A 353-nucleotide genomic window follows, 5' to 3' on the forward strand; every position below is an offset into this window, starting at 1 on the left:
CCGCCGCCGCCGCCGCTCGCTGCCGCCGTGGTGAAGGTCCAGGTCTTGTCCGAGGCCAGCGCGTTGCCGGCAGCGTCCTTTACCCCGGTGGAGCCGCCCTTGACGGTTGCGGTGTAGGTGGTGCCGGCTGCCAGGTCGGTGCCTGGGTTGAGCGTCGCGGTGTTGCCTGTGCCGCTGTACGTCACTGCGGCCGAAACCGCCGTCGTCCCTGTCTTGAGGGTGAACGTGTCCGAGGTGATGGTCGAGGTGTTCATCGCCTCGGAGAACGTGGCGGTCACGTTTGTCGACACTGCCGTGCCGGTGGCCCCATCAGCCGGGGACGTTCCCGTAACCGTGGGAGCCGCCGTATCACC

At 68.6% G+C, this 353-nt stretch carries 1 protein-coding gene; it reads right to left on the reverse strand.

Translation table 11 applies throughout. From position 1 onward, the window contains the following. On the reverse strand, positions 1–290 hold a 290-nt coding region (locus AC6CHP_RS20760; RefSeq protein WP_498232063.1), incomplete at its 3' end, for an Ig-like domain-containing domain. Positions 291–353 lie beyond the last annotated feature (63 nt).

The sequence above is a fragment of the Pseudarthrobacter sp. GQ63 genome (genome assembly GCF_059758765.1).